Raw genomic sequence first — 25,623 nt, forward strand, 5'->3', positions numbered from 1 at the left:
GTTTTATAACAGCGTCTTACTAATTAACAATATATAATTATTAAAAATTTTTCTGATTTTTCCAAAAATTTTTATATTCGAAATATAAAATTAGTCGTTATGAGAAGTTAAGAACTCAGCTAACTTTTCAACAGCTTCTGCTTCATCAGGACCATCAGCTTTCAACACGACTTCAGAGCCTTTAGTGGCACCTAAAGTTAATACAGTCAAAATGGATTTAGCATCAGCTTGTTTTTCACCGGACGAAATCGTAATCTTAGACGAAAATTTAGCGGCCAATTGCGTAAAGAGCGTGGCAGGGCGCGCATGTAAACCGGATTCATTGGTAATAACTACTACTTTTTCAGTCATATCGGATACCTTCCTTCAGTAAATTCAGCCAGGGACAGTAATATGATTCTTCCCTTATATCTTATATAAATTTTGCCATTATAGCAATGTTTTTATTTTTATAAGCCTTTTTCAGCCAGCACCGATTTGGCGTAAGCCACAATTTCGGAAGCGGTACTCATAGTCAGTGCTTTTTCAGCAACGGCTTTACATTCTTCAACGGTTACGGAACGAACAATGTTCTTAACTACCGGAATCGCCGAAGCACTCATACTGAACTCATCGAGGCCAAGTCCCAAGAGAATCATAGTCGCCACCGGATCACCGGCCATTTCACCACACATACCGGTAATCTGTTTAGCCTCATGACTGGCATCAATCGTATGTTTAATGAGGCGCAATACAGCCGGATGTAGCGGCTGATATAAATGGCCGATATTTTCGTTCATACGGTCCACCGCCAGCGTGTACTGACACAAATCATTGGTACCGATACTGAAAAAGTCCACATGCGGCGTGAATAATTCGGCCGCTGCAGCCACCGCCGGAATTTCAACCATAATGCCAATCTGAATATCTTCATTGAAGGCAATACCTTCGGCGCGAAGTTCTTCTTTAGCCGTTTCCACAACCGCATTGGCCGCTTTAATTTCTTCTACCGAGGCAATCATCGGATACATAATCTGGGCATCGCCAAATGCACTGGCACGCAAAATCGCACGTATTTGTGTTTTAAAAATATCCGTCCGATCTAAACTGATACGAATGGCACGATAACCGAGGAACGGATTCATTTCTTTCGGTAGTTGCAAACACTTAAGTTCCTTGTCACCGCCGATATCCATAGTACGAATAATAACCGGCCGCCCCCCAAGGCGTTCAACCGCTTTTTTATAGGCTTCAAACTGCATATCCTCTGATGGCAGTTCATCGTTTTTCATATATAAGAATTCAGTGCGGAATAAACCGATACCTTCAGCCCCCAAATGGCAGGCATGGGAGGCATCTTCCGCCTTGCCTACATTGCCGAAGAGCAAAATTTCTTTGCCGTCTTTGGTTACCGCCGGTAAGGTAGCCGACTCTTTTAATACTTGGAGATGCTCACGATATGCCTTAGCTTCGGCGGTGTATGTTTCAAAATCGGCATCACTCACATGGAGCAACACTTCACCTTCCGTGCCTTTAACAACCGCTTTTTCACCATTCTCAAAAACGGAAATGTCCCCTAAGCCCATAACAGCCGGGATTTCCAACGTACGTGCCATAATAGCGGCATGACTGGTCGGACCACCACTGGCCGTCACCAAACCTTTAACGATATTTTTATCCAGCGCCGCCGTATCAGATGGTGTTAAATCTTCAGCCACCAGAATCACTTCACCGGTCAAATGAGCTAAGCCACGAGGGCTCATACCAAGTAAATTACGCATTAACCGATCGCCAATATCCTTAATATCGGCACCGCGTTCACGCATGTATGGATCTTCCATGGCCAGGAACATATCCGCAAAGGTATTGATTGTCTGTTCGGCAGCAGCTGCGGCCGATTGCAAGCCATCTTTAATCTGCCCCTTAATACTGTCACTGAGCGCCGGATCTTGCACGATTAAACCATGCGCTTCAAAAATGGCGGCTTCATCCTTCCCCATTGTAACTCGGGCATGCTCTTCAATGGCTTTCAACTGTTCAATCGTCTGCTGAATAGCCGATTCCAAAGCGCTGATTTCAGCCTCCACTTCCGCTGCAGTAATCACACGTTTTTCAATTACAATGGCTTCTTGCTTATACACATACACTGTACCGGTGCCAACACCGCGTGCTCCGGAAATCCCTTTGAGTGTTACCTGCTCCATATCGTTCCTCCGCAATAGTTCTTACACTTTAAAGTTCAATGTTGGTTTCAAACACTTCGGTCGCCGGCCCCGTCATGAATACGGTACCGTCATCAGCATACCGAATATGCAATGTCCCTAAATATACTGCCACGTCGACTTCGCGACCGGTAAAACCATTCTTATGTGCCATAACCACACTACCGCAACAACCGGTGCCGCAAGCAAGGGTTGCGCCCGCACCGCGTTCCCAGGTGCGCACTTTAATATGAGTATCATCCACTACTTCAACAAAGTTAACATTCGTGCCTTGCGGAAATAACGGATGTTTCTCAATCTTAGGGCCTAACGTCAAAAGAGGCACCTTCGTTACATCCTCTACAAATACTTCTGTATGAGGTACGCCCATAAGCACAGAGCTCACTTTATATTCCACGCCATCCACCGTAATCGGGAAATTCATAACTTCCGGCAAATCGACATCCATAGGAATATCTTTGGCGGCAAAACTTGGTTTGCCCATATCAACAGTTACCTGTTCAACCTTGCCGTTTTTGATATGTAATGTCGGCTTCATGATGCCCGCCAACGTTTCAATGGTAAACGTTTCTTTCGTCATAATGCCGTGTTCATACGCATACTTAGCATAACAACGAATTCCGTTACCGCACATTTCTGCTTCACTGCCGTCGGCATTAATAATGCGCATGCGTATATCGGCTATATCCGAAGACACTACCACCATCAAACCGTCTGCACCAATGCCTGTTTGACGATGGCAAAGACGCTTAGCCAGCTCGCTATAATCTTTATTGCCACCGGCAAGCTCCGTAATAATTACGAAATCATTGCCAAGGCCATGCATTTTTGTAACTCTCATATTTTATCTCCTATTTGCTGCAATTTTTACGCTTTACTATATTTTTACTATAATATTATATTTTACATACTACTTTATAGTATCCGGTTAAAAATATTCTTAAATTTCTTCTAAAATTGCATGTTACCGAAAATCTCTTATTTGAGTTATATTATATCACACTTTGACGCATGATAATCATATAAAACGCTCATAATCAATCAATAAAAATCACATTGATTCACAATAAATCATATTAGAAAGTCTTATGTCAGAAATCAGAAATTGTAAAAAGTCTATTTCCAATGCCCATTTGGTATTATCATGCATACATTATAACTAATCTGAATAGTGCAGTATTCCAATTCTTTGATTTCTATGCTATACTGACATTATCCTAATCTGACAAACTTTTCTATAGAGTGTACACAATCACAAGGAAATCACCTAGATTAGTCCCCAACTATTATGTAATATGATACCCATATTACAAGGTGCCTTGCCATTGTTTATACTCTTATCATTTTGTAAAAAAAGGAGGTCCCCCAACAGTCTAACGTTTTGTTTTAACCGAATGTATGCAAACTGTATAAGTTTTTAACTATATTGTTTTTGTACGACACAATTCTTTAAAAGATAGGTTTTCAATACTAAGTAATTTTTTTATCACACGTTATTATTTTAATTTGTAGATATAAGCCTTTTAGGAATTTATTTCATAATATACACATAAGGCCTTATATAGACGCTAATCTTAATAAAATGCTTAGTATAACTTGTTACTTTAAGTAAGTTACCCTCTGCGTTTAAGCGTGAAAGGATGATTGCACCAATGTTGACAACATTTTTAGCATTACTGCCAATCTTATGGTTAATCGTCGCATTAGCCATTCTTAAAATGCCGGCTTGGAAAGCCTGCGGTATCGCCGCTATCGGCTCTTTTATTCTTGCTATCACTTACTTTGAAAAAGGTGCAGGCGTTATGTTCTCCGGTGCCTTAGAAGGTGTTGCTCTTGCGGTATGGCCTATTTTACTCGTTATTACCGCTGCTATTTTCACTTATAACTTAGTGGTTCATACGAAAGCTATGGAAACCATTAAATTGATGTTATCCTCTGTTACTTCCGATACCCGTATCCTTGCCTTATTATTGGCTTGGGGCTTCGGCGCATTCATGGAAGGTATGGCCGGCTTCGGCACTGCCGTAGCTATTCCGGCGGCTATGATGGTAGCTGTAGGATTTGACCCGCTCAAATCCATCTTAGCTTGTCTCGTAGCTAACTCCGTACCGACAACTTTCGGTTCCATCGCGATTCCGACAACAACGTTGGCATCCTTAACCAACCTTGATCCGGTTCATCTCGGTACCTTCATTTCCTCGCAATTATTTATTCTTAACGTAATTGCTCCATTCTTCGTTGTTGGTATCATCGGTGGCGGTTTCAAAGCGTTAAAAGGCGTTTTCACCATTACCTTGTTATCCGGTTTAGCTTTAGCTGTGCCTGAATTATTAATCAATGCAGCAGCCGGTCCTGAATTATCCGTAATGGTTTCTTCCGTTATCATCATGGGCGTTATTATCTTAGGTGCTAAATACTTACCTACTAATGACCCTGAATACAAAGTTGAATCTACAGCAACAACATCTGTAAGCGCTAAAGAGGGCTTCGTTGCCGCTTTACCATTCATCTTAATCGTAATTCTCTTAATCTTAACTTCCAAATTGGTACCGGCTATTAACGGTCCGCTTTCCACGATTAAAACGGCTGTGCCGATTTACCAAGGTCCCGGCGCTAAACCTTACACCTTCATGTGGGTTGCAACCCCTGGTATCATGATTTTCATCGCAGCTTTCATCGGCGGTTCTGTTCAGAAATCCAGCTTTGGTGAAATGTTCGGCGTATTAAGCAAAACATTCGCTAACTTGAAATTCACGTATTTGACTATCATCTCCGTAGTAGTTACTGCTAAATTGATGACTTACTCCGGTATGACTACCGATATTGCAAAAGCTTTAGTAGCTGCTACCGGTTCCTTGTATCCTGCCTTTGCTCCACTAGTTGGTGCACTTGGTGCCTTCTTGACCGGTTCCGGTACAAACGCGAACGTACTCTTCGGGCCATTGCAGTTGGCAGCTGCTCATGACTTGGCTCCTGAATACAAAGACTTACCACTCTGGTTGGCCGCTATTAACTCCGGTGCAGCCGGTATCGGTAAAATGTTCTCCCCTCAGAGTATCGCCATCGCTATCGGCGCCGTTGCTCCTGCATTAGATGCTTATATCGAAAGCAACAAAGTTGATGATGCTAAAGCAACTCAGTTGCGTGATAGCATTAAAGCCAACGTAATCATGGTGTCCGTATTAAAATACTTCATCATCTTCATCGTGGCCAATGGCGTTATTTCCTACTTTGGTCATAACTTCATCGAACACATCCAATCATTCTTGTTGTAATTTACAACTAAATGGATATAACCGCCTAAGTTTAAAACTTGCGGTTTATGTTAAAAAATTAGCCCTCGGCTCGTATCTCTTGAGATACGGCTCGAGGGCTTTTTGTTTCATCGCCTTTTTAAAATTATTGCTATTCTACTTACTTCCTATGCTTTTCTTAGCCGGAATACGTAGCGATTTTAAATACACTTTTTGTTCCGGTGTAATCCGGCGACTTTCCACCGCTTTTTGAATAGCTTTATTATGAGTCCAATCATCTAAATGCTGCGTTTGTAAATACGGCACCGCCTCATCGTAATTGAACGCCAGAGCTGTGGCAAAATACCAAGCGGTCATCATATTTACGTAATACTCGTCACTACGAATCGCTGCAATCGCATCAGCCTGATCCGGTTTAAACAAATCACCCAAGAAATAGGACATGAAGACACAAATCCCAAAGCGAATCGTATACGGATGTGAATCTTTCAGCCATTTAAAGGCTAACGGTTCCAATTCTTTTGTATGTTGAGCAAAGATTTTAGGTGAAATCGTATCGCAAGTTCCCCAATCTTCTACATATGGTAAGAAACGTTCCACCGCTTCAATTAATTGATCAAAATCATGCATTTCGGAAAACAAAATGGCATGCAATAAGTTTTCTTCAAAATATTTATGAGGTAGGTCAGCAAAAAAAGATTTAACCTGTGTCGGCTCTGATTTATCTGCCTGTTTGGCCTCTTTCAAAAGCATCTTGGCCAACTGACGCAATTTAGGAATTCGGATGCCAATTACCTTCTCCTGTGGCACCGCCGGATTAACCTTGCCCGTATATTCTTTATATGCTAAATCCTGTAATGCTAAAAGTTCCTTCGTTATATCTATTGCCATTGCTACACCTCCTGTAGGTTTAATCGTGCCTATTTATCTTGCCACTAAAGAATCGGATATTCTTTTATAATTTCTCCGTTATAATTGCTCATTCTTCAAAAGAGTCTCCAAATCTTCCACATCAATCACCGTGACACCCGCTTCACGCAAGCGTTTAGCAAAAATACCTTCTCCCGCGATTAGCTTTTTACTAAACGTTCCATCGTAAATCTCTTTAGGCCCACAAGATGGGCTGCGTGATTGTAAAACGGCGATTGTTACTTTATTTTCTTTAGCTATATCAAGGGCTCTTTCAGCACCATGCCGAAACTCCTGATCTACAGATACACCGTTCTTATCTATTACCACGCCATCTACAATCTCGGCCGGAATACGCGGTGTCGAAAGACCACCCAATACTTCAGGACAAACAGGGATTACTTCAAAGTCCGCATCAAGGTTCTTTTGCTTAGCAATATACTCGGCCAGAGCTTGATTGAAATTATTACCACCATTGTATTTACAGTTATTTCCTAATAAACAGGCACTTACTAAAATTTTTTTAGGCATAAAAACTCCTTATTCATCGGAATCTTCCAAAAAAATTATCGTTCCAGATACTTAACCGGCACTTCCTTGGTAAGCCACACATTATTTACGGATAGATAGAAAATATAACCGTCACGGCTCATCTCGCCACTTTTTACTTTGTATATAACCGGTTTGCCGTGCCTTTTACCTACTCGTGTAGCTGTCTCTTCATCCCCTGATAAATGCACATGCAAGCGCTTCATAGGCAATAAACCTTTTTCATCAATAGCTGCTACCGATTTTTCACCGGTTCCATGATATAAAATATCCGGAGGGATTGCCTCCTGTAACTCAACATCTACATCAATCGTATGGCCTTGGTTGGCACGAATCTTAGTATGACTTTCGTCGAAAGAGAATCGTTGCTTATTATTCGTCCGTACGATTTCTTCAAGTATTTCCATAGTTATGGCATGACGCGGCTGCATTTTCTCCAGTAGTTCCGCCACATCAGCCCAACCATGTTCATCAAGCTTAAGACCAATTTCCTGAGGTTTATGGCGCAGAACCATACTAACGAATTTACTCATGCGCATTAAGTTTTTAGGTATACTGTTATGGTCATACGGCATTAGATCCACTCCCTTAACTTATTAATTTAACAAGTTCCGCCTATCCTATATATAGAAATTTTAATTGCTAAAGTGCATCTCAATCATTGATTATAGTATTTCTATTTCTATTTTTGTTTTTAATCTGCTTTACATAAAAAACTTCATCACAAAAAAAGCCTATACAACTATAATCCTTGTCTACCTCAAAATTGCCAAATCGCTCTCTAGCTTTTCTTGTCTCTCGCCTATTCTCTCGCATAATCCATATTAGTTTTTTCCCTTTTTCTAATAGCTGCTTTAAAAGAGAACGTGTAACAAGCAAATTCTCTTGTTCTGTATTCCATTTCTCTCCCATTATAATATTAATCGCCTTAACCTTATTATCATCACTATAAAATTCGTAGCCATTAGTATTATTAATTTGTAATATTTTTCTAATTAGAAAAGATGGCAGATCATAACTCACATCACCAATTTGAGGAAAATTACAAATACATTCATCTACAGCAGAATTTATATTTAAATTTGGTAGTTGATTTGTAAGTGAACTATCATATCTCTTCTTCCAAGGCATCCAACATATTTCTTTAGGTGTAATAGCATTATTTAAACTAATCCCACCATACCAATCAACAGGATTTGCTATACTAGTAGCTATATTAATATCTGTTTCCACTAAACGAATAAAACTGTCAAAATCAGCCTCATCTATTAAAATAGAATTTATATAAAGATTAGTCTCTACTCCTGCTTCACCCTCAAAGTGAGAATATCCACTTAATACAAGTAATTCATCTTCTCCAATAGGAAATTGTTGTTGAAAATTATCTATCTGTATCCATTTTTCCCAAGTAATATCCGGTGAATTATAAACAGCTTTTTTTACCTCATCAAGAGAATTAGATTTCCCTGAAATTATTACCGCTTCCATTTCGGGAATATGCCATGAATAAAGATTTCTTACTCTTTCAGAATCTAATGGCTCTATTTCTAATGCAGGAATATAAAAATTATCTAATAAACTATAATCATAAACATAGAAAGCAGCATTATTTTCATGACATAAAATATGGTCTGATAAAAAGCCACTAATATAATTTCTCGCTTGCCAAACATATTTTTCACAAATAGTCATTACACTGCTTTGACTTCCATGAGTATTAGGGTTATAAGATTGACTAATAGCAAAATCAACTCCATATACTTTATGATTCTCCACATCAAAATACTCAAAGTCCCTTTCATTCCAACCACATGATGTAATAAATTGAAATGCTGCAGATAAAATAAACTGATCTGATGATATATTAATATATTTAGGTTGATTCTTAGCAATATTTTCAATTAGTGTATTATAATTAATATCTAATTTTCTATTTCTATCACAAAAATAATAGTCTAAATAATCTATTAAAACATATCGACTCAAATCATATGTAATGCCTTTATAGCCACTCATACGAGTCCCTTTTAACGCCTCTTCGCTTAATTCAATCTAAGTAGATGTAGCATTAAATGGTGGCAAATAATTATCTGCTTCTTTCGAAGTAATCACCCCACTATCCATTGCTTTACGAATAATTGAAGTCGAATAATATCTTATTGCAATATCACGATTTTTTTCAATCTGGTCTAGTCCTAAAATATTCTGCATTAACCAATCAGCAGAAGCTTTAAGTAATTCTGGATAGTCTTTTTCAAATAATAGACTCATTAAAATTGAAAATATATCGTTTCGAATTTGCGGATCATTAACAGAAGAAAATTTGAGAAATAATTTATAGAATTCTCCAGGTGTTTGAATTGCCCATTTCATAAGCGCTATCCTATAGTTTTGGCGCATAACATTATTCACTGTCGATAGAGCCCATGCATAAACCGTTGGCAGACCTTCTGCCGTGTCAGTATCTATTAAAAAATTCATGTCTTGCTCTAGTTTTAATTCCGAACTAGAATACCACTTATCGCCATAAGATCCCCTTAAATTACAAGGTACTGACCATAAAATATCCCGCTCTGCCGGGAATTCAAAACTAAGTAAAAACTCATTTAAAAGTGAAACTCCTAATGGATGTTGCGATTCCCTAGCTAATGGCAATACTATATAATTAGTAATAGCTCTTAAAATTTCAGCGTTCTCTGTCATCATCTGAAACAAGCGGAGTTTATAACTTTCTCCATCTGATTTCCTTGTAAAGCGTAATGCCAAAAACATTAGCTCAGTCTTAAAAGAATTACTTATTGTCGCGTCAATAGATAGATTATCTGTAATTAAAAAAGAAAATTTCTGAATTGAAATTATAGCTAATATATAATATGCATTGTGTTCCAATGCCTTACACGAGCTAAAGTCAATATCTTGTGGTCTCTCATACTCATCTATAAGCATCAAAGCCATTGCATAGTCAAAATAGCCTTGGATTCCCGGCTCGCAATAATAGATATCGAGAGGAAGAACTCCATTTTCATGCTCACAAGATTGATGTAATATTCCGTAGTTTTCAAGGTACTCAATTATACTTTTAGCTAGACTTAACTCGATAGACAATTCCTGCCTCAATGTGTTAATTAAATTTTCCCTTTTCAATCTTGAATTATTTTTGAATAAATTAGCTAATCTTAAAATTGACTTAAAAATGTATTGATCAGCTTTTGTAGCATCAATCACCTGTTTACAAAACTCTATTTCAATCAGTTTAATTTTTTCTCTTAATAAAGCAGAAATAGAAATATCTGCACTTGAATGATATTCTACTACCTTATCTTGATTAATCTCACAAAAAATCTTTAATGCCAAAGGCGTGTTCAATGCACTTTTTATCCATTCAGTATTCGAAATATCAACATTATATGCTTTAAGATATCTATCAATCAATTTACATGTCGCAGTATCACCACTTATACCAATATTAACTATCTTGCCTTCAATATTATTATCACTAAAAACATGTGGCCTTGATGTAAAGATAAACCTAATCAAAGGATATTTCTTAACAATCGCATTCGTACTTTGCACTCGTTCTATCCACTTTTCATAAGGCCATGATTCATCAAGTCCATCAATGAAAATTGCAATTTTAGGCAAAACGAATACCTCATCAGACTTATCTAGTGCATGAAATTTTTTTCGGCTTGCCAATGACATTAGGCCTTGCCATATTTCTTCTTCACTCCATTCGTTTGATAATCCTAAGCTAGAGCTTATAATGTCTTTCCATGTATCTGTTACAGCAATATCTCGGGCCTGAATTAATATCGCAACATGATATCCTTCTTTTAATAAATTATCTACTTCAGCAGCTATCCCATGCGTTTTTCCCACCCCGGGTTCTCCCAGGAAAAGTATACTTCTCCGGTCAATCCCTTTATTGAGTAAATCAAGTTCCGCTTGAATTGGTATATTACTCATTTGCTCTAAAATCTTTAAAACAGCAGAAAAATGAAAATAATGACTGTGTGATGCTTTACTTTCTTTAAGTCTTGATATAATAGCAAAAAAATTTATACCAAAAAAATTCTCATCAAAAGTAGCCTGAATAATAGACTCATTACTTAGCCATAATTGAATATTTTCTATTTCATTTGTTATTGATTGAAATTGTTTTCTTAACTCATTCAATAACATTACAGTTTGAGCATCTACTTCTCCACACACATTAATTAGTTTTTCTGATTCAGAATAAAACTCATTACATAAATTACGTAAATGTTCAAAAACTTTTTTCGATTTAATCCGCCATTCGGGCGTGCCTAAATAAGAAGTAATAGAATCATGGATATAACCAAAAGTATTTAATTCCGGAATATATTTAGTTTTCAACCAACTATTTTTACTCTTCTCAAAAGCAAATTCTATATTCTCTTCTGAAATCTCACCTCGTTCAAACCAAAACTTAAATATTCCAGCAGAGCATTGTTTTTGTAGTTCTTGAAGCAAACGGTTTTCATCCCATAAATCTATTATAAGATCAGGATAATCCTTTAATACTTCATTTTTTATTTTTTCCCAACGACTAGCTTCTGTATTATTACTATTAACCGTCAAAGAGCCTAGATTTCTAGGAATACACACGATATAGCGAGCAATAGTAGGTCTAACTCTTAATGCTGTATTAATAGAATTTTTAATCTGTTGCATTTGATTACTATTAATACTATTAGTAAACCATTTTGCCTGAAGACCGACCATTTTTTTATCAGAGAGAACTGCATAAGACTCTACCCCACCGTCTCCTCCGGCACCATTTACCACTCTAAACGAAGATAGTTCATTATCATAAGTTTCTTTGCACCAATTCTCAAAAAGTTGATTGCATAGGGTTTCAAATGCTTCAGTTGGAGCCTCATTATAAGTTTGAAAATTTGTCCAATTCATCTTTTCACCTCATTGCTTTAAATAATAAAAAATCAGCAAGGGTTAACCTGATAACAATAACATACAAAATTATAAGAATAGTGTAGCAAATTTATGTATGATAGCACAATTTATTTGAATATCAAAATTTTATTCTTCCATATTATTCTTCATCTCCATGAAAAATCTACTATTCACTTTCGCTATTCTTTTAAAATCTACCTTTTTAAAAATACAAACCTAATTATTAACTTATATTCATATCATTTTACACAACACAAAACCCTCGGTTCAAGAACCGAGGGTTTTAATATATCCAAACTTATCATTCAGATATCAATTATAAAGTTATTTATCTCTTATTCCCACTCAATGGTAGCCGGTGGTTTAGAAGTAATATCATACACGATACGGTTAATATGTTTTACTTCGTTGATGATACGTACGGAGATTTTGTCCAACACATCATACGGAATGCGTGCCCAGTCAGCTGTCATGAAGTCAGTGGTGGTTACACCGCGAAGTGCCAAGGTGTAATCGTAAGTACGGAAATCACCCATAACGCCAACAGTACGCGTACCGGTCAATACGGCAAAGTACTGATTGATGGAACGATCGAGTTTTGCGTTCGCAATTTCTTCACGGAAAATTGCATCTGCATCACGAAGGATGTCGAGTTTTTCAGGCGTAATTTCGCCCATTACACGAATGGCTAGACCAGGACCTGGGAATGGTTGACGCCATACTAAATAGTCGGCTAAGCCAAGTTCGGAACCGAGTTCACGTACTTCGTCTTTGAACAAGTTGCGAAGTGGTTCGATAAGGCCTTTGAAGTCAACAACTGCAGGCAAACCGCCTACATTGTGATGACTCTTGATAACTGCAGCATCGCCCGCGCCGGATTCGATAACGTCCGGATAGATGGTGCCTTGTGCCAAGAAGTCAACGGCGCCGATTTTACGGCCTTCGTCTTCAAATACGCGAATGAATTCTTCGCCGATAATTTTACGTTTTTGTTCCGGTTCTTCAACGCCTGCTAAGCGACCTAAGAAACGGTCGGATGCATCTACACGAATGAAGTTCATGCCGGAGTCTTTGAACGCCGCTTCTACTTCGTCGCCTTCGTTTTTACGCATCAAACCATGGTCAACGAAGATACAAGTCAACTGATTGCCTACAGCTTTAGAAATAAGTGCTGCCGCTACGGAGCTGTCTACGCCACCGGACAAAGCCAATAATACTTTGCCGTCGCCAACAGTTTTGCGAATGTCTTCAACCGCGGTTTTAGCGTAGTTAGCCATTGTCCATTCGCCATGGCAACCGCATACTTCGAATAAGAAGTTGTGAATCATTTCCTTGCCGTGTTCACTGTGAAGCACTTCCGGATGGTATTGCATAGCGTATAATTTACGTTCCACGTTCTGCATAGCCGCAACTGGGCAGTTAGCCGTATGACCAACGATTTCAAAACCTTCCGGCACGGATGCTACATAGTCAACATGGCTCATCCATACGGTTTCGTTTTCGCTGAGACCTTTGAACAATGGGGACTCGGTATTCACTGTTACCGGGGTTTTACCAAACTCGCGAGCATCAGCGGATTTAACTTCGCCGCCCAAAGTGTGTGCCATAAGCTGCATACCGTAGCAAAGGCCGAGTACCGGAATACCCAATTCGAACACTTCCGCTTCAATGCGAGGCGATTTTTCTTCGTAAACACTGTTAGGGCCGCCTGTGAAAATTACGCCCATCGGGTTCAATTCTTTAATTTTAGCAACCGCTTTATCATATGGATACACTTCGCAGTAAACGTGGTTTTCACGAACGCGACGTGCAATCAACTGATTGTACTGACCGCCAAAATCGACAACGATAATAAGCTCTTTTTGGTTCATTATGCCCTCCATTAATGTAACAACTGCCTATGTTTACGCTTTTGTCAAAACTTCAAAATCATATTCATAGCTACATTTAAATAGTTCTATTACGTATTTATTCAATCTATTATACCATAGAAAGCAAGGTCTCGCCTAACTTATAAAAAATAAATTCTCAGTTTAGTCCATCACAGACAAACAAAAATAGAGGCAATCATAACCGCAGTTACAGTTACCTCTATTTTAAACTAAGGTGGGGCGACACTCCCACATCTCCTACTCAAAGGTCTTACACCTTATCCGGCGACGGCTGCCCGTTCCGTCCTCTTATTTCTGCTTATACATAGATTATATCACAAACCTCTATCGAATCGACACGTCTTCCCCGGCCAAGATATGTTTCATGGTGCGAGCCGGGCACATTTTACCGCACATGGTACAAGTGCCTTCGCATTCCGGTTTACTGGATTCATAGTAACGGCGAGCTTTTTCAGGATCGATAGCCAATGAAATCATGGTATCAAAATCCACTTCCGCACGGGCTTTACTCATGGCATCGTCCCAAGCCTGAGCGCCCGGAATGCCTTTAGCCAAATCCGCTGCATGAGCGGCAATGCGCGTAGCAATGATGCCTTCTTTCACATCTTCAACGGTTGGCAAACGTAAATGTTCAGCCGGGGTTACATAGCAAAGGAAATCGGCGCCACACGAACCGGCAATGGCACCACCGATAGCACTCGTAATATGATCATAGCCCGGCGCAATATCTGTAACCAACGGTCCCAGCACATAGAACGGGGCATTATGGCAAAGGCGTTTTTCCAAGGTCATATTGGCCGCAATTTCATTGAGCACCATGTGACCCGGACCTTCAATCATAACCTGCACATTATGTTCCCAAGCCCGCTTAGTGAGTTCACCCAAAGTGATGAGTTCTTCAATCTGAGCTGCATCAGTGGCATCGTGGGTACAGCCCGGACGACATGCATCACCAAGGCTCAAGGTTACATCGTATTTTTCACAAACTTCGAGCAAACGGTCATAATATTCGTAGAACGGATTTTCCTGCTTGTTCATTTCCATCCAAGCAAAGAGTAAGGAGCCACCACGGGATACTATATTAGTCAAACGCGGATTGTCTTTGATACGTTGTGCCGTTTTTTGGTTCATACCGCAGTGAATGGTCATGAAGTCCACGCCATCTTTAGCGTGTTGTTCAATAACGGCAAAGAATTCATCTACCGTAATATCCTTCAAATCTTTATCGAGCATACCTACCGCATCATACATCGGCACAGTACCAATCATCGCCGTCGACATATCGACTAACTTACGACGGAACTCTTGGGTTTTGCCAAAATTCGACAAGTCCATGATAGCTTCTGCCTTCATGGCAATGGCGTTGCGCACTTTTTCCAATTCTTCGTCCAAATTATTGTGTTCCGGCGACACGCCAAGGTTTACATTAATTTTAGTGCGGCAGTTCTTACCTACCCCTTCCGGCGACAAACTGGTGTGCATTTTATTAGCCGGAATCGCTACCTGACCGGATGCTACGAGAGCCATCAAATCGTCCAACCGCATCTGTTCTTTTTCAGCCACCGCTTTAAGTTGCGGTGTCACCAAACCGCGACGCGCCGCATCCATCTGCGTCGTGTACTCCTCACTTTTTGCCAAGCGTACATCCTGCATGTTTACTGTAAATTTCGAACTATTCATTTTAGCCTCCTCTGCGCTATACCTAAGCGCGAATCCATGGAAATATATTAAAAAGATATCTCCTAAAATAGGTTATACGCAAAAAAGCCAAAATAAAAAGCTCATCCACGCGGATGAGCTTTAAAAGTCCTGTACAGCTTTCCTACGTCGGCATTATCCGAATCAGGTCAAGGGTCAAGTGTTCACGCACTTTTCTCAGCCATAAGGCTCCCCTAGCTTTTTTGTGTATTTCTTACATTATAGTACAGGTTTTTGTGAAAAACAACTATATATAAAAATTAGCAAATTCTAAAGCCAACTTCAATTTTATGTATTAATCACTACGATTTGCATGTAAATGCCCTTACATGCGGATATCGGCATACTCAGGACGACGGTCAAATTCTTTTTTGGCAAATGGGCATAGCGGCATAATTTTCAAGCCCCGTTCGCGTGCCTGTTTTACAATTTCAGCCACTAATTGGCCGGCAATGCCTTGACCACCGTAGTTTTCATCTACCAAGGTGTGGTCGATAATCCAGAATTTATCGGATGGCGAATAGGTGCTTTCACCGATATTTTTGTCACCATCATAGGCAGCGGCTCTGTTTTTATCCGCTTCATGTACAATTTTAATCATTTACGAACCTCCTGTTGTATTTAAGACTAAAGACTAATAGCCGGTATAAAAATCTTATTTTTCCGTATACGTAAGTGCACCGGACGGACACTGATCAATAACCGCTTTAATCTCTTCGGTCGTACCGTTTTCCGGCATAATCCACGGTTTACGACTCACATCAAAAACATCGGGCGCCCCATTTACACATTTAGCTGCATGCTGACATAAATCAGGCTTCCAATGAATCACTAAACTTTCAGTTTCATATGTTTTTTCAGCCATACAATCCTCCTATAATTCTGTCACACGGCCAAACTCCCACTTAGGATATTAAAATTTAACTACTCTCTACTATTTATTATACTGTAAAAACGGCCAATTACGCACTAATTAATACTAAGACTAGACAATTTTTAAATTGTGTCTTCAGCTAATTAATAATCCACTTTTGTTTTAACAAAGGTATTATTTCTAAGATCAACAAAGGCCTGTTTAACTTCGTCTTCCGTGTTCATTACAATCGGACCCGCCCAAGCAACCGGTTCATTCAAAGCCTTAGACGCGATGTACAATACTTGCGCCGGTTTATCGCCGTTTTTAATCGTAACGCTATCGCCTTCAGTTAATTTAACGGCGGTTTTTTCTTCAATATGTTGACCGTCTACTTCAATATCGCCAATCAAGGTGAAAAGCATAACCGATTCATCTTTGCCCATGGTCAACGTAATTTCAGCGCCTGCTTCGAGCTGGAGATCATAGTAGTTGAGCGGTAAATGTTCACCCACATAGCCCTGATGCTCTTTGTACGAACCGGCTAACAAGCGAAGTATGCCGCCTTCAATCGGAATTTCCGGAATATCTGCTCGCTTAATACCATGATAGCTTGGTTTGCTCATTTTATCTTTTTGCGGTAAGTTGAGCCAAAGTTGAACGCCCAATAAGCGTTCGGACGCCGGTACTAATTCTTCGTGCAAAATACCGGAACCTGAGTTCATCCATTGCACTTCGCCATCCGTAACGGCTTCTTCATTGCCGAGGCTGTCCTTATGCACCATTTTACCGCGTGATACATAACTGATTGTTTCAATGCCACGATGCGGATGCATTGGGAAACCTGCCGTATAGTCGGCCGGATTTACACTATCAAACGAGTCCAACATTAAAATCGGATCAAACTCTTTAATTGTCTGATTGCCTAATACACGCACTAATTTTACACCGGCTCCGTCAATTGTCTGAAAGCCTTTTACTGTTGTTTTAACGGTTCTTTTCATCCGTCTTACCTCCAATTTTTCTTAAAATTGCTACTAAATCTTCTTTTTCTTTTTCATCAAGCACGGAAAGTACATCCTTTATCATAGTTATGTTTTCCGGTGCCAATTGACTGATAATTTTGTGACCTGCTTCAGTTAAATGCAGGATTGATACGCGGCGGTCATTTTTATCCGTCAAGCGCTCAATATACTTCATTTTTACTAAATTATTAACAATAACCGAAATTGTACCGACACTGCTCAAAATGTGCTCACGCACGGCACCCACCGTAAGATCGCCCTTGCTGTACAAGGCTTCCAGCACCATGAACTGGCTAAACGTCACTTCATACTTAGCTGCCAGGTCCGCCGTCAGTTTATCGAGCATATTGACACTTCGGTGAAGGCCTACTAACGCTCTCATTTCTAAACTCTTCAAAGCATCAACCCCTTCATACGATGTTTTGCTAAAAATACTATTTCGTCAACCTTTGGAGCCGTGGGATTCAATCCCCCCTTCTCCGACGAGGTGGACATATAAATTACATTAGATTATATAGATATGTTTCAATTATATCTAATTAGATGTATCTAACTAGCTATATTATAATCTAAAACTTTCGATTTGTAAAGACCCCTATGACAAGTTGTAAAAATAGCGCCGTAAAATAAGAATAAAACCGCGAATTAAAAGGCTTTTCCACCACTATCGACTTTGATTTTATAGCTTACTTGTGTTATACTTAACGTACAAAGAGAGTTATTAACGTGTAGCTAGCGTTAGGCTCATCTAAATGCTTTGAAATGATAAACCTAACGTGTGAAGTACCGCTAATACTTCTTTTACGTTAGGTTTATTTCTTATCTTTTAAAAGAAATAATTAATACCACAAGTGTAGCAAAAGCTATCATTAAAGATAAGGCTTCATATACAGTCATAGTATCACCGCCTTTCATGGCGATGAACCTAACTCACGTTAATAACTCTCGAAATATAGTATAGCACTAATCAAAAACAAAAGGTACATAAAATATGCATGATTTATGTTGCATATTTTATGTACCTTTTTTGTATTCATGTCCAATTATTGCAGTTTTAGATTTATAGGACAAATTGAACCGGTCTTTGGTTTTACGTCCTATTTCACTTTTCAAATCAGTCTTTCCGCATCATGAGCAAATTACCATTGGCATCAAAGATGCCGGTGTATTTTTCACGAGCTCCCTCAATATGAATATGAGCTCGGTACATATGCGCATCCACATCGAATTCATAGATTACACTCTTATTGACTTGCCCCTGTTCAATCGCCTTGGCCTTTTCATCAGCAATCTTGTAAATTTGTGTTACTTTTGAAAAATCGATGCTTTTAATAGGCATGATATTATCGTCCATATTGCCGTCACCGGTGAGCTGCACCGGTTCCGGACCAGTCCACTTGCCATTAATATAGGTATAATGGTCAACCTTGTCGGTCGTATCCGGCTTTAGCACATCAAGGTCAATGACATTCCCTTCACCATCAATGTCCGATACAGTCACATCTTGGAACAGCTTCAAATCTTTACCCTTGAGCTCCGGCATTTCACGAAGATCAGCCATGGCTTTCGTAATAATTTCCGGGTCCGTGAAAATGCTCGTATGCGTCGTATTAGTCGTTGCCGTCTCATTACTGCAACCGGCGATGATTACTACTGACAGAATCATCATAAGAAAAGCTACTATTCGTTTCATAAGTCACCTCTAATACAGTATCCCTAAACAATTCATTGCTGTATCAATCGTCCCTAAGATTGAATGTCAAAAAGGTCTAATCATGATTATATTTTATATTAAAAATGACTCATTGACAATTCATAAAATAACGTTCCGTGAAATTAAATTTTACTTCACCGTCGTCAGATAGCGCCGCAAATCTTCAATGGCCCGCTCTTTGGCAATAATGCCGTGGGCATTCCAAAGGACCGGATTTACGTTTAGGATATGGCCGTCTTTAACGGCCGGAATGGTTTGCCACAAGGGATCCGCTTGCAGTTCTTCATAGTACTTTTGAGCAGCCCCCGCATTACCGCTACTGCTTGGTCCGTAGCCACTGGCTACAATCAAGTACTCAGCCTTAAGCTCCGGCAACATTTCGAGGGATACCACATTCGTATCCCCAGAATCCTGCGCCACCGACATCGGGTCCGGTCGCAAATTCAAGAGTTCATACATGAAGCGATTAATATCGTTCGTCGAATACGGATACAGGCGCACTTCTTTGCGCATAACGCGTAGCAATGCTACCGGTGCATTCCCAATATGAGCCTTAATCTCCATGCGAGCTTCTTTGACGCGGTCATAATAGAGGTGTAAACGGTCTTCAGCCTGTTTTTCACGATGAAGAATACGACCTAGTGCGAGCAACGTGACCTCCGTATCTTGCAATCTTAACGCCGCTACGGGTGCAATTTTGCTGAGCGCCACATAAGTATTACGGTCAAAAGAATCACGCAACAGAATCAAATCCGGCTTTAACGCCTGCACCTGTTCCATGTTGATGGCCTTGATATTTTCATTAATGCTGATGGGTTCCACACCCTCGGCCGTCAATTCGTCATGGAGGTAAAAAGTCGGCGGATTATACGCCCCCACCATAGGCGCCCCCAAGGCCGCCATAGGATCCTCCAAACGAATCACCACAACCCGTTTGGCCTCTTTAGGAATTACGGTGGTACCGTATTTATGCTTTAAGATAAGCTGCCCATCCTGTTCCGTGAAAAGAGCGTCCGCCTTCTTTTGAACTTGTACTTTTCGCTTTGCCAGTTCCGCATCAATCGCCGCCGATGCATCACTTCTAAGCACATTCGGGTCGAATAAAGGCTTCGCCTTCGCCGTTACCGCCGCCAAACTTGGTTTGATAGACCAATTCACATCCTCAAAACTGCATCCGGCCACGAGCAATATAGGTAAAAATGCCATTACCATAGCAGCCTTTCGCCAAGTTATAGGCTGTACCTTGCGCCCATTCGCTTCCGATACGATTTGTTCCAAGGAATATTTACTACATCCGGTTATGGATTGCATTAACGGTTTCAATCGTCTGCGCCCGGTTACGGCTCGCATCAACGTTTTCAACTGTCTCATAAAGAGCCTCCCACGTTTTGTGGAATGCAAAACGGCAAGCGTGTAAGCGGGTCTTTCATAATCATGGCGGTTATGCCGAACACATCAGCCAACATTTCGGCCGTAAACACCGCTTCCGGCGAGCCTTCAAAACGCACCGAGCCATCTTTCATGGCAATAATATGATCCGCAAAGCGAGCTGCCTGATTCAGTTCATGAAGCACCATGATAATGGTTTTGCCATATGTCTTATTGAGTTCAGCCACTAATTGCAACACTTCCAATTGATGCGCAATATCTAAAAAGCTGGTCGGTTCATCTAAGAAGAGGATTTCCGTATCCTGTGCAATAGCCATGGCAATCCATGCTCGTTGCCGCTGCCCACCGGATAAACGATGAATCGGTCTGTCCGCCAAGTCTTCCAAATGCGTTACTTTAAGAGCCCAGTTAATAATATCTCGGTCTTCCCGCTTCATCCGCGTGAAAACACCGTTCTTATACGGCGCTCGGCCATAAGCGATGAGCTCACGAATGGTCAGCCCTTCCGGTGCCGTCGGATGCTGTGGCAAAATAGCAATCTTTTTTGCCAACACCTTCGTGTTTTCTTTATGAATATCTTGGCCGTCCAAATACACCGTACCACTCATAGGTGTAATAATACGACATATTGTTTTCAGAAGTGTCGACTTGCCACAACCGTTCGAACCGATTAAAGCCGTTACTTTGCCACGCGGAATGGTAAGGTTTAAATTGTCGATGATGACCGTTTTGTCATAACCCGTGCGCAACCCTTCTATCTGAATATCCGTTTTTTTAGAATAATCCATTGAAGATTCGTTCATGCCAGATTGACTCATTGCAGATTGCTCCATTGCAGACCGGTTCATTGCAGAATGATCCATGACTTACCCCCGTTTCCGTGCCAAAATAAATAGAAAATACGGCGCTCCGATGAGAGCTACCACGATGCCCACCAGCATTTCATCCGGTGCAATAATAACGCGGCCAACCCAGTCGGCCGTTACCAAAAGCCATCCTCCGATTAACGCCGTCAGTGGCAATACATAGGTACAATCGGCTCCGATTAAACGCCGGGCAATATGTGGTGCCACGAGCCCGATAAAGCCGATGCTGCCGCCAATGGCCACACAGGTGGCGGCTAAAATAACAGCCAAAATTAAGAAGCCCGGACGACTGCGTTTGAGCGACACCCCAAGACCGATGGCTGTTTCATCGCGGAGCGTAAGAATATTAAGGGTTGTCCGATTGGCATAGAGTATAATCGCCAATACGACGACCACAGCTCCTAAAATTAACACATGCGCCCAGGTGTTGCCCGCAATATTCCCGATAATCCAAGTATTGACCTGATTAAACTTTTCAGGCGACAAAAGAACTATTAGTAACGTTTGCAAGGCATGAATACCGGCCGTCAAGGTAATGCCGCTGAGCACCAACGCATAAGTACCGCCCGCTTCGTTTTTACGCATAGCCAAAGCGTAGATGCTCCCGGCCGCCACGAGAGCCCCCATGACTGCCACGATCGGCAATGACCATATGGGAAGACCTTGGTCAATCGGTGTAAGAAAAATTAATATCATGACACCGAGACCGGCCCCTGCATTGACACCAAGAAGTCCCGGGCCGGCCAATTCATTACGGGTGAGTTGCTGAAATACAGCCCCCGACAAGGCTAAGCCCATACCGATTAAAACAGCGAGTACCGCTCGTACCAAGCGAAAATCGAAGACTACCGTATTTTCTTCCGCCGTACCGCCCCCTAACAGAATAGCCAATAAATGGCTGTGCGAATAATAGGTAAAGCCGGTACTCACATGGAGAAAGAAGAACAGCAATAAGAGCACCAGAAATACGGTGCTATATACTGCGAACTGTTTTTGACGAAGTGTCATTACCGTGCCCCCTTTCGATTCGCTAAGTAGAGGAAGAACGGTACGCCGATGAGCGCTGTAATGGCACCTAACGGTATTTCAAAGGGAGCTGCCACACTGCGAGCTACCAAATCGGCCCCAACCAATAAAATGGCCCCCAATAAAGCCGTAATGGGAATTACCTTGCGATAATCAATGCCCACCAATTGGCGAGCCATATGCGGTGTCACGAGGCCGACGAAGCCAATAGGCCCCGCAATAGCCACGGCGGATCCGCAAAGGATTAATACCGCTACACCGGCCAAAAAGCGAATGCGTCCCATGTGGCCACCAAGACCGATAGCCATCTCCTCGCCGAAGCTAAGAAGGGTTACGGATTTTGACAAACTAACTGCCATGACTACACCTATCAAAGTCCACGGCCATAACAAGAGAACTTGTGGCATACGCACGCCACTGATGCCACCGGCGGTCCAATAACTCAAGTCCTGCGCCACATCAAAATAGACTACCAAGGCCTGTGTAATGGCCAATAATACGGCGCTCACAGCCGTACCGGCTAAGGCGAGAAAAACCGGCGACATCCGGCTGCCGTTGCGATTGGCCAGTGCCATAATGATGACCGTCGCCAAAGCGGCGCCGCCAAAGGCAAATAATACGGCTACATTTAAGCTACTGTCCGGCAACAAAATCATAGCGACCGCCAAACCTAAGGCAGCACCGGAGTTGACCCCCATTATAGACGGACTGGCCATGGGATTATTCGTTATCCCCTGCATCAAAGCCCCGGCTACGCCAAAACTGATACCGCAGGCCACGGCCAACAGGAGTCGCGGTACGCGCAAGGTTTGCACCAATAACTCGTCTACCTGTGAAGGGTCATAGTTTACCAGCGCCTTCCATATTGTCGGCAAAGGAATATGGCGTGCTCCCACGGTGAGTGAATAACTCGCCAACAGCACTAGCCCGACTAGCAATAAGAGGCCCAATAGCCAGGGTCTTCGATTCCAATTCATGTATTACCTCGATTAGAAATCAGCAGAAACGGATAAGGTAAAGGTACGGCCTTTGCCTAAGTAGATAGCATTCGTCGTGCTGCCTTGAAGGGCATGCCATTTAACGGTATCGAGTACGTTGTACACGTTGGCGCGTACAGTTAACGGGGTTTTGTCCCAAGTAAATTTATAACGAGCACCCAAGTCCCAACGAACCCATGGGCTCGTGCTGAGGGTATTGGCCATATTTACATAGGCCTTGCCGTTATAGGTCAAGCGTGTATTAACGGACAAGCCTTCCACGCTCTTAATGTCCTGTTCTACGCCGATAACGCCACTCCAACGCGGTACCCCCGTAGCCTGATTGCCTTCGTAACCGGCATAGGAAGAGGCCAAGGTAATGTATTTAGCATCCATGAAGGTAATACCGCCCAAAATACGCGTACCTTCACGAGGTTCACCGAATACGCTAAGTTCCACACCGCGGTTACGCTGTTCACCGGCTAAAGAATAATAGTTGTCATCCGTGGTGATAAAGCTTGGGTTTTTCATGGTAAAGGCACTGATGGTAGTGGCGATTTTGCCAAAATCAAATTTAGCCCCCACTTCATACTGCGTCGTTTTATACGGTGCGAACGTTTCACCTGCATTTTCCGTGCCATCCGGCGCCGTTTCACCTAAGGATAAGCCCTGCGCATAGTTCGCATAAAAGGACATGCGATCAGTCACTTTATGAACGATGCCAAAAGTTGGCGTAAAGGCCGTTTCATCATAACGGTTCGTGCTCTTCAACGTGCTGCCACTGTAGCTGTAAGAGGTGTCTTTTACCTGCTGAATACGACCGCCGAGAATAAAGTTCCAACGGTTATCGGCCGTGGAGATAATATCGTTAATACCTACACTTTGCTGCACGCGATTATCACGAATCAAGTACGGACCATAGCTGCCGTCGGTATACGTTTGCCAAGAAGGACTATAAACATTAGTTGTGTACGTTGGCGTTACGGACGGTTTATCTTCGTATACTTTGTAACGAACTTGGGATGCGGCGATACTTACTTCATGAGACAAAGAGCCGGTTTGCAAATGACCGCGAACGCCAAATTCACTGGAAATAGCCTTATTAATCTGGCGATTGTGTACGTAACTAACGCGAGCATTACCGTTTACATTGTTCAATAAGAAACGGTTAGATAAGCCGTCCTGAGAGGTATTACGCATACCAAAGGCGGCCCAAGCGGTCCAATCATCGTTAAGGTCATATTCCCCTTTCCAAAGGGCAAATTTCTCAGTCACGCGACGATAGGTATCCGGTGCCCCGAACGTAGCGTCATCGCTCACACTCGGCAAGGCTGTAAGCTTATTGGCCGTAGCCTGAGACATGGTTACCTGATACTGAGGATTTTCAATATCGTTATAAATATAGCCCATGTCGAGGGAAGTACGCCAACGTTCCCCTTTGGCGTCAAAACCCATAAATACGGTGTTGGCACTGTTAGATTCATTCTTGTATGCATCTTCCTGGCTGCCACGGTTTAAGATGTTGAGACGAACCCCGTATTTACCGTCGTTAAAACGGCGGCTCATATCGAGTTGTTGTGTGAACTGATGGCCCTCACCGTAGGTCAACGTCACGGTATTTTTCGGCTCATCACCGGCATGTTTCGTTACATAGTTAATAACGCCGCCTACCGTATCATTTGGTGCCATGCCGCTGAGCATCGCACTCGGGCCCTTTAGAATTTCTACATTTTCAAGGTACTCAATACCCGTATAGTAACGCGGTGCAACGCCGTAAATACCGTTCAACTGCACATCCTGCTGGGTCGTTTTAAAACCGCGGATACTCCATGCATTGGACGCTCCGGACAAGGTTAAATCCGTAACCGACGGATCGTTCGCCACTACGTCGATAATATTGCTAGCCTGCTGGTTCTGCATCGTTTCTTCGGAAATGGAAATTACATTAAACGGCACTTCCATGAAGTCTTTTTTGCCCAAAACGCCAATACTGCTCTTACGAGATACCTGACCGCCGGCATAAGTGTCTTCAGACGCTGTTTCTGGCTCCGCCTGCTCTACTACAGGCTCTTTCTTTTCTTCCACTAACGTAACTTTACCCAAGTCCTGCAAATTACTGTAATCACGGGCCGCCTCTACCTGATTACCGGCCGCAACAGTCCATAAACCGCCTAATACTAAGGCGCCCAACACACGACCGGCCAGTACGGCTTGGCCTTTTTTCACACGCACACCATTTGTCTTCATTACCGAGGTCTCCTCTCTCAAAACTCAAGCTATACAACACCGTATAACTATACTGCACACAAAACCACAATCGTCTTTTAACAATCAA

The 25,623-nt window shown here is 41.7% G+C and carries 22 protein-coding genes and 1 riboswitch; of the genes, 1 reads left to right on the forward strand and 21 read right to left on the reverse strand.

What is annotated here, in order from left to right:
• Window positions 1-90 precede the first annotated feature (90 nt).
• The 3 genes from EO124_RS00935 to dapF form a co-directional block, all read right to left on the reverse strand.
• Window positions 91-351: an HPr family phosphocarrier protein gene (locus tag EO124_RS00935; protein WP_021840113.1), complete on the reverse strand. Its 261-nt coding sequence runs from the start codon at window positions 349-351 to the stop codon at window positions 91-93.
• A 98-nt stretch (window positions 352-449) separates the two neighbouring features.
• Entirely contained in the window at window positions 450-2,183 is a 1,734-nt protein-coding gene (gene ptsP, locus EO124_RS00940; RefSeq protein ID WP_127057937.1) for a phosphoenolpyruvate--protein phosphotransferase, read from the reverse strand.
• 28 nt (window positions 2,184-2,211) lie between these two features.
• Window positions 2,212-3,042: a diaminopimelate epimerase gene (gene dapF / locus EO124_RS00945; protein ID WP_127057938.1), complete on the reverse strand. Its 831-nt coding sequence runs from the start codon at window positions 3,040-3,042 to the stop codon at window positions 2,212-2,214.
• Window positions 3,043-3,853: 811 nt separating this feature from the next.
• Here dapF and EO124_RS00950 point away from each other — a divergent pair.
• Window positions 3,854-5,476: an L-lactate permease gene (locus EO124_RS00950; protein ID WP_127057939.1), complete on the forward strand. Its 1,623-nt coding sequence runs from the start codon at window positions 3,854-3,856 to the stop codon at window positions 5,474-5,476.
• Between the two features lie 135 nt (window positions 5,477-5,611).
• On the opposite strand, the gene EO124_RS00955 is transcribed toward EO124_RS00950, so the two are convergent.
• The 18 genes from EO124_RS00955 to EO124_RS01035 all read right to left on the reverse strand — a co-directional run bounded on the left by EO124_RS00955 (window position 5,612) and on the right by EO124_RS01035 (window position 25,535).
• Window positions 5,612-6,346 carry a DNA alkylation repair protein gene (locus tag EO124_RS00955; RefSeq protein ID WP_206512513.1) on the reverse strand — a complete coding sequence of 245 codons (735 nt, stop codon included), beginning with the start codon at window positions 6,344-6,346 and terminating at the stop codon, window positions 5,612-5,614.
• A gap of 78 nt (window positions 6,347-6,424) precedes the next feature.
• The gene (locus tag EO124_RS00960) at window positions 6,425-6,895 is read right to left on the reverse strand and encodes a 2-thiouracil desulfurase family protein (RefSeq protein WP_127057940.1); all 471 of its coding nucleotides are present in this window, start codon (window positions 6,893-6,895) and stop codon (window positions 6,425-6,427) included.
• A 35-nt stretch (window positions 6,896-6,930) separates the two neighbouring features.
• Window positions 6,931-7,488 (reverse strand): RNA 2'-phosphotransferase, encoded by a 558-nt coding sequence (locus tag EO124_RS00965; RefSeq protein ID WP_127057941.1) that lies wholly within the window; start codon window positions 7,486-7,488, stop codon window positions 6,931-6,933.
• 79 nt (window positions 7,489-7,567) lie between these two features.
• The gene (locus EO124_RS00970) at window positions 7,568-8,929 is read right to left on the reverse strand and encodes a hypothetical protein (protein WP_127057942.1); all 1,362 of its coding nucleotides are present in this window, start codon (window positions 8,927-8,929) and stop codon (window positions 7,568-7,570) included.
• Window positions 8,930-8,965: 36 nt separating this feature from the next.
• Window positions 8,966-11,845 (reverse strand): NACHT domain-containing protein, encoded by a 2,880-nt coding sequence (locus EO124_RS00975; protein ID WP_127057943.1) that lies wholly within the window; start codon window positions 11,843-11,845, stop codon window positions 8,966-8,968.
• A gap of 338 nt (window positions 11,846-12,183) precedes the next feature.
• Entirely contained in the window at window positions 12,184-13,719 is a 1,536-nt protein-coding gene (gene guaA / locus EO124_RS00980) for a glutamine-hydrolyzing GMP synthase (RefSeq protein WP_127057944.1), read from the reverse strand.
• Between the two features lie 345 nt (window positions 13,720-14,064).
• The gene (gene thiC, locus EO124_RS00985) at window positions 14,065-15,420 is read right to left on the reverse strand and encodes a phosphomethylpyrimidine synthase ThiC (RefSeq protein WP_206512514.1); all 1,356 of its coding nucleotides are present in this window, start codon (window positions 15,418-15,420) and stop codon (window positions 14,065-14,067) included.
• Between the two features lie 122 nt (window positions 15,421-15,542).
• Window positions 15,543-15,644: riboswitch (TPP riboswitch) on the reverse strand.
• A 119-nt stretch (window positions 15,645-15,763) separates the two neighbouring features.
• The gene (locus tag EO124_RS00990; protein WP_021842360.1) at window positions 15,764-16,039 is read right to left on the reverse strand and encodes a GNAT family N-acetyltransferase; all 276 of its coding nucleotides are present in this window, start codon (window positions 16,037-16,039) and stop codon (window positions 15,764-15,766) included.
• A gap of 54 nt (window positions 16,040-16,093) precedes the next feature.
• Window positions 16,094-16,303 carry a (4Fe-4S)-binding protein gene (locus tag EO124_RS00995; protein WP_127057945.1) on the reverse strand — a complete coding sequence of 70 codons (210 nt, stop codon included), beginning with the start codon at window positions 16,301-16,303 and terminating at the stop codon, window positions 16,094-16,096.
• Between the two features lie 152 nt (window positions 16,304-16,455).
• Window positions 16,456-17,295, reverse strand: a complete 840-nt coding sequence (locus tag EO124_RS01000; protein WP_127057946.1) for a pirin family protein — start codon at window positions 17,293-17,295, stop codon at window positions 16,456-16,458.
• Entirely contained in the window at window positions 17,279-17,713 is a 435-nt protein-coding gene (locus tag EO124_RS01005; RefSeq protein ID WP_127057947.1) for a MarR family winged helix-turn-helix transcriptional regulator, read from the reverse strand. Before EO124_RS01005 ends, EO124_RS01000 begins: the two co-directional genes overlap by 17 nt.
• A 422-nt stretch (window positions 17,714-18,135) precedes the next feature.
• Window positions 18,136-18,231: a putative holin-like toxin gene (locus tag EO124_RS10420; RefSeq protein WP_363307368.1), complete on the reverse strand. Its 96-nt coding sequence runs from the start codon at window positions 18,229-18,231 to the stop codon at window positions 18,136-18,138.
• A gap of 199 nt (window positions 18,232-18,430) precedes the next feature.
• Window positions 18,431-19,009, reverse strand: a complete 579-nt coding sequence (locus EO124_RS01010) for a hypothetical protein (protein WP_127057948.1) — start codon at window positions 19,007-19,009, stop codon at window positions 18,431-18,433.
• Between the two features lie 150 nt (window positions 19,010-19,159).
• Window positions 19,160-20,401, reverse strand: a complete 1,242-nt coding sequence (locus tag EO124_RS01015) for an ABC transporter substrate-binding protein (RefSeq protein WP_206512515.1) — start codon at window positions 20,399-20,401, stop codon at window positions 19,160-19,162.
• Window positions 20,398-21,237 carry an ABC transporter ATP-binding protein gene (locus EO124_RS01020; RefSeq protein WP_241230637.1) on the reverse strand — a complete coding sequence of 280 codons (840 nt, stop codon included), beginning with the start codon at window positions 21,235-21,237 and terminating at the stop codon, window positions 20,398-20,400. Before EO124_RS01020 ends, EO124_RS01015 begins: the two co-directional genes overlap by 4 nt.
• Before the next feature lie 48 nt (window positions 21,238-21,285).
• Window positions 21,286-22,293 (reverse strand): FecCD family ABC transporter permease, encoded by a 1,008-nt coding sequence (locus EO124_RS01025; protein WP_127057949.1) that lies wholly within the window; start codon window positions 22,291-22,293, stop codon window positions 21,286-21,288.
• Window positions 22,293-23,288, reverse strand: coding sequence for a FecCD family ABC transporter permease (locus EO124_RS01030; RefSeq protein ID WP_127057950.1), 996 nt, complete (start codon window positions 23,286-23,288; stop codon window positions 22,293-22,295). Before EO124_RS01030 ends, EO124_RS01025 begins: the two co-directional genes overlap by 1 nt.
• A 12-nt stretch (window positions 23,289-23,300) precedes the next feature.
• Window positions 23,301-25,535: a TonB-dependent receptor gene (locus tag EO124_RS01035; RefSeq protein WP_127057951.1), complete on the reverse strand. Its 2,235-nt coding sequence runs from the start codon at window positions 25,533-25,535 to the stop codon at window positions 23,301-23,303.
• Window positions 25,536-25,623: the final 88 nt, after the last annotated feature.

It is taken from the genome of Veillonella ratti (assembly GCF_003992115.1).
Lineage (GTDB): Bacteria > Bacillota > Negativicutes > Veillonellales > Veillonellaceae > Veillonella_A > Veillonella_A ratti.